The 4,332-nt window shown below is 60.1% G+C and carries 9 protein-coding genes; 5 read left to right on the top strand and 4 right to left on the bottom strand.

Annotation, left to right across the window (positions count from 1 at the left end):
* Window positions 1-31: 31 nt before the first annotated feature.
* The 4 genes from IPF76_RS14805 to IPF76_RS14790 form a co-directional block, all read right to left on the bottom strand.
* On the bottom strand, window positions 32-241 hold the full coding sequence (locus IPF76_RS14805) for a hypothetical protein (protein ID WP_293845617.1): 210 nt from the start codon (window positions 239-241) through the stop codon (window positions 32-34).
* A gap of 175 nt (window positions 242-416) precedes the next feature.
* Window positions 417-1,145, bottom strand: a complete 729-nt coding sequence (locus tag IPF76_RS14800) for a hypothetical protein (protein ID WP_293845614.1) — start codon at window positions 1,143-1,145, stop codon at window positions 417-419.
* Between the two features lie 369 nt (window positions 1,146-1,514).
* Window positions 1,515-1,781, bottom strand: coding sequence for a hypothetical protein (locus IPF76_RS14795; RefSeq protein WP_293845611.1), 267 nt, complete (start codon window positions 1,779-1,781; stop codon window positions 1,515-1,517).
* A gap of 11 nt (window positions 1,782-1,792) precedes the next feature.
* Complete coding sequence (locus tag IPF76_RS14790) at window positions 1,793-1,978, bottom strand: hypothetical protein (protein WP_293845608.1); 186 nt, start codon at window positions 1,976-1,978, stop codon at window positions 1,793-1,795.
* A 136-nt stretch (window positions 1,979-2,114) separates the two neighbouring features.
* Between IPF76_RS14790 and IPF76_RS14785 the strand changes: the two genes are divergently transcribed.
* From IPF76_RS14785 to IPF76_RS14765, 5 genes are all read left to right on the top strand, one after another.
* Window positions 2,115-2,339, top strand: a complete 225-nt coding sequence (locus tag IPF76_RS14785) for a hypothetical protein (RefSeq protein WP_293845605.1) — start codon at window positions 2,115-2,117, stop codon at window positions 2,337-2,339.
* A 310-nt stretch (window positions 2,340-2,649) separates the two neighbouring features.
* Window positions 2,650-2,910, top strand: a complete 261-nt coding sequence (locus tag IPF76_RS14780) for a hypothetical protein (protein ID WP_293845602.1) — start codon at window positions 2,650-2,652, stop codon at window positions 2,908-2,910.
* Entirely contained in the window at window positions 2,907-3,557 is a 651-nt protein-coding gene (locus tag IPF76_RS14775; RefSeq protein ID WP_293845599.1) for a hypothetical protein, read from the top strand. Before IPF76_RS14780 ends, IPF76_RS14775 begins: the two co-directional genes overlap by 4 nt.
* Window positions 3,554-3,691 carry a hypothetical protein gene (locus IPF76_RS14770; RefSeq protein WP_293845596.1) on the top strand — a complete coding sequence of 46 codons (138 nt, stop codon included), beginning with the start codon at window positions 3,554-3,556 and terminating at the stop codon, window positions 3,689-3,691. The genes IPF76_RS14775 and IPF76_RS14770 overlap by 4 nt, the downstream gene beginning before the upstream one ends.
* Window positions 3,688-4,332, top strand: a 645-nt coding sequence (locus IPF76_RS14765) for a DNA methyltransferase (RefSeq protein ID WP_293845593.1), incomplete at its 3' end; no start/stop codon positions are given. The genes IPF76_RS14770 and IPF76_RS14765, both read left to right, overlap by 4 nt.

Below are 4,332 nucleotides of genomic sequence, written 5' to 3'. Positions count from 1 at the left end.
AGCATCCTTAGGTGACGTGAGAATGCGCGGATCATAGACCTGCCTCCTTCCATTCGCAGCCCAGCGGGTGCGGGCAGTTATCCCATCCGCCGAACTCGTTCATTTGCTGCCAGCGACCCGTGATGCCCGCCTTGAATTGCTGGCTGTTGGGCTTGTAGGGCTGATAGCGAAGAACGCTGATGATCCGCATGTAGATCGGGGTTCCATCCATGGGCGGAATGTCGGTGCGCCAGTTGGCCATCAATCGTCTCCCTGAGTGCAGGTGCATTTGATCGCGAAGTCCCCACAGTCAGGACACGGCCAAGACAGAACAGTAACCTCGGGACGGTCGAGCAATGTTGACATCACTGAGTCCCATATGTTGCTGTGACGGTCCCAGAGGGCTACGTCTGGAGCTTCGAGCGGGGTTTCGCGGATCATGGCGCATCACCTTCGGTGACCGGGCTTTCGTGAACGGAGCCGGTTCCCGTCTCCGCCGTTCCGGCTTCAATCCCTTTCGCGGGGACGCGAATTTTGCGCTTGCTGTCGGGATACCAAGACTGCTGAGTTTGAGCCTCGTTGAACGCTTTCACCGCTTCGTAGAGCGCATCGACGCCGACAAGGTCGTCAACGTCGGCATCTTCGTGCATGTCGCTAAGGAGGCTATCGATGACGTTATCAGGGTCGATCTTTGGATAAGTGATATGGCAGGGGTGGACCCATTCGCAGCCATCGTCGGCGGCGTATTCCATTTCCTGATAGTAGGTATCCCCGTCGAAAGCGCAGTAAGGCCCGCCGTCGTCTGGAATCTCTTCCGCCTCGGCATGCTTGCGTTCGAGGCGGCAGGCATCACACGCCGTCCAACCCTTTGCGCATTCGGCACCACAGCGTGTGCAGGTGTTGTGCGTCCGGCAGTTATAGCAATCCTCGGCGGCTTCTCGCGCGGTCCGGTGGGCCACCTCGTCAGTTGCCAGATAGATGCGCGGCGAATGAACTCTGCCGCACTTTGCACAGGCGTAGAGGAGCGGCTTGCGGTCAGGATCGTCATCACGAACCAGAACGATTGCGCTAGGGATGAGCGCCTCTGGCTGAGACGCGCAGCGGCTCAGGTCCGTAGGACCGCCAGCCCGGTCCGCTTGCGGAAGCGCCATATTGCTGTCACTCACATCCGTCTCCAATCTCATTAGGGGTGCGACCGGCCCATCGGCGTTCGTCGGCGTCCACTTGGTCCCAGCCGCGTAGCCAGTCGGCGTTGCGTCGAGCACCTCTGGGTTTGCAGTCCATGCGGGCCTCGCGACCACGCTGAAAGTCGAGCATCTCGCTCACGAGATAAGGCCTCCGAGCACGTCCACAGCCTCATTCCGGGCGTCGGGGTCCGTGTGATCGAGCTGATCCACCAGCCAGATTGCCAGCGCGAGCCGATCCTCTGACGGCAGCGATGCAGCCGACATGCGGGCGCGGTCATATGCGAGACGAGCGGCTGACAGCGTGGACGTGTGCCGTGTGGGCAGCGCGGAGTTGGGGGGTGATGGCGTTCATGCTGCACCGCCGACGTGCGCGAGGTATTCCTCGGTGTTCATGATCTCGGTGGGATCGCTGTCCGAAATAGCGGCGTCTATTTCGGACACCAGATCGGCGTAGGTCGCGGCGTGGACCTGCTGACCGGCACAGGCGAAGAAGCCGTCTTGGTCGCAGTCAACATCGTAATCGGGCGAGGTGGCCGACCAGTCAGCGGACCGGATCGGAATGGGCGGGTGGTCGTAGTGGACGTTCCAGCCGCGATAAGTTTTGGGGTGTGTCATCGCCATTCTCCTCAGAAGTTCCAAGGGGTGGCGTTGAACTGCTTCGCAATCATGCGAGCGTCACGCTTACCGGCAACATCACCTTCGTAGAGGGTGCGGCGCTGGCCGTTGTCGATCTGATAGACCCGGACGGTCGCCGGGATGGTCTTTGTGCCGGGGTAGAAGTCGGCGGCGATCTGTTCGTAGGTGTGCGTCATGTTTCGGCCTCACGGGTTGGTGTGTTTCGTTGCACCACTTTTAGGCGCGCTAATTCTGGATTGCAACATTTATTTTTTAGCCAGTGTAATTATTTCGCATTGCCTTTCCGGTTTAGCGCGCTTAAGGTTCACTCCCATGAGCATCATCAAATCATATTTCGACCGTCCTGGATCGCTGAAACGCGCAGAGGTTTGCGAGGCGATGAATATCACGCAGGGCAGGCTTTCACAGCTCCGCGATTCCGTTGACTGGCCCCCTGAACTGGCTCTGAAAATGGAATCGGTGACAGGTGGAGCAATCAACGCCTCTGACATATCCCCGCTGGTTGCCAAAGCTCGCGCAACCGGTGTCGCAGCATGAAACGATATGCTCTGGTGTCGCAACAGAGCGCGGGCCGTGTCAATCCCCCCGACACGGCCCGCATTGTCCTGATCGGCAGACCGTTCGCGGTGCCGTTTTTGTGGATTCCTACTCATTGCCTGCCCGCTGCACCGAAGCGCGGGGACGACGCAAGCCCCTGAAATCGACTGTGCCGTATCGGGGTTAACGCCCCGCATTTCGTTAATTCGCTTTAACCATAAGGATTTACGCTATGTTAGACCTTATCGCAGCCGCAGGTATAGGCGGCATCATCGGTTTCGGGACGTGCGCCGTGCTTACGATGGGCAAAGTGGCTGACAACGCCGGAATCGAAGAAACCATCGCCGCCCGCGACTGGTGGCAAAACGCTCATACGGAAGAATTTCTGTTCTGGACAGGCGCCGCCGCGCTGTGGGACGCCGAACGCAAAGAACTGACCGCCGAACACGACCGCTGCGCTGACGCTCTAGAGACTGCGCGCAATCGCATTGAACGGGCGCTTGAGCAGATCACCCCCGGCGCTAACGCCACCGTCCAGCGTATCGCTCGCATCCTTCGCGGTGACGCATGAGCCAGAACCGTTCAACTGCCGTGATGCAGCGCCGGGTCGAGGCACACGATTCGCTCGACGACTTTCCGACCCCGCCGTGGGCAACCCGCGCGCTGTGTGAGTTTCTGGCGCAGGACTATGACATCGGGGAGATGTCGGTGCGCGAACCCGCCGCGAATCGGGGGCATATGGTCAAGCCGCTCGCCGAATATTTCGCGACCGTCGATGCCGGGGACGTTCACGATTACGGCGCTGGCTACCCGATTCGCGACTATCTGTTTCCCGGCGATTTGGAGCTGGTTGACTTCACAATCACCAATCCGCCGTTTCGACTTGCCGAGCAATTCATAGAGCGCGCCGGTCAAACCAGCCGCATCGGATTCGCGGTCATTGTTCGCGCCGCATTTCTTGAGGGGCAGGGACGCCATGAGCGCCTGTTCTCGAAAAACCCGCCGTCCTACGTCCTCCAGTTTACCGAGCGCGTCGTGATGCACAAGGGGCGTCTGGCGCCAGAAGGATCGACCGCCACCGCCTACGCTTGGCTGGTTTGGATCGACGGGGAAACACCCACGAAACTGCGCTGGATCGCGCCGTGCCGCAAGCTGCTTGAGCGCCCCGGTGATTACGATTTGACGGCGGACTCTGACGATGAGGGAATGTTCGCATGATCCGCACCTATCTCACCCGCATAGCCTCTTACATCCTCTCCAGCCAGCGCAAAGACCCCAGAGAGGCTTACCGCGCCAAGGCTCGGCAGATGTACCGCGATCAGGGCAAGCCTGTTCCCGAGGCGCTGCGATGAGCGAGCCTGTCATCATCGGGCGGGCTACGCTGTATTGCGGGGACTGCCGCGACATTCTGCCGACGCTCGGCAAGGTCGATGCTGTCGTGACTGACCCGCCTTATGGGATTGGCAAGGACGGTCAGGTACGCACGACTGGCGGCAACGGCGGACGCAAGGCGCATGACTTCTTGGGATGGGACGCTGATCGCCCCTCGCAAGATGTGTTTGACCTAATGCTGCGCGCTGCCCCGCAAGCGATCATCTGGGGCGGGAATTACTTCGCTGACATGCTTCCGGCAACCGGCAAATGGCTGGTCTGGGACAAGGGGCAGCGGATCAACCAGTCTGACGGCGAACTGGCTTGGACATCGCACGGCGGCGCGCTTCGCATCAAGACGATGAACCGCGTCGAGCTTCTAATCGACGGCACGGATCACCCGACGCAAAAGCCGATCAAACTGATGAAATGGTGCATCGAGCAGCTTGTCTCGCAGCCCGCCTCTATCCTCGATCCCTTCATGGGCAGCGGGACCACTGGCGTTGCCGCCGTCCAGATGGGCCGCGACTTCATCGGCATCGAGCGCGAACCCAAATATTTCGACATCGCGTGTCGGAGAATTGAGGACGCTCAACGCCAGCGCGACCTGTTCATTGAAAGC

Source organism: Sphingopyxis sp. (assembly GCF_016704835.1).
Classification (GTDB): Bacteria; Pseudomonadota; Alphaproteobacteria; order Sphingomonadales; family Sphingomonadaceae; genus Sphingopyxis.
This window is presented reverse-complemented; position numbering and strand designations above follow the sequence as displayed.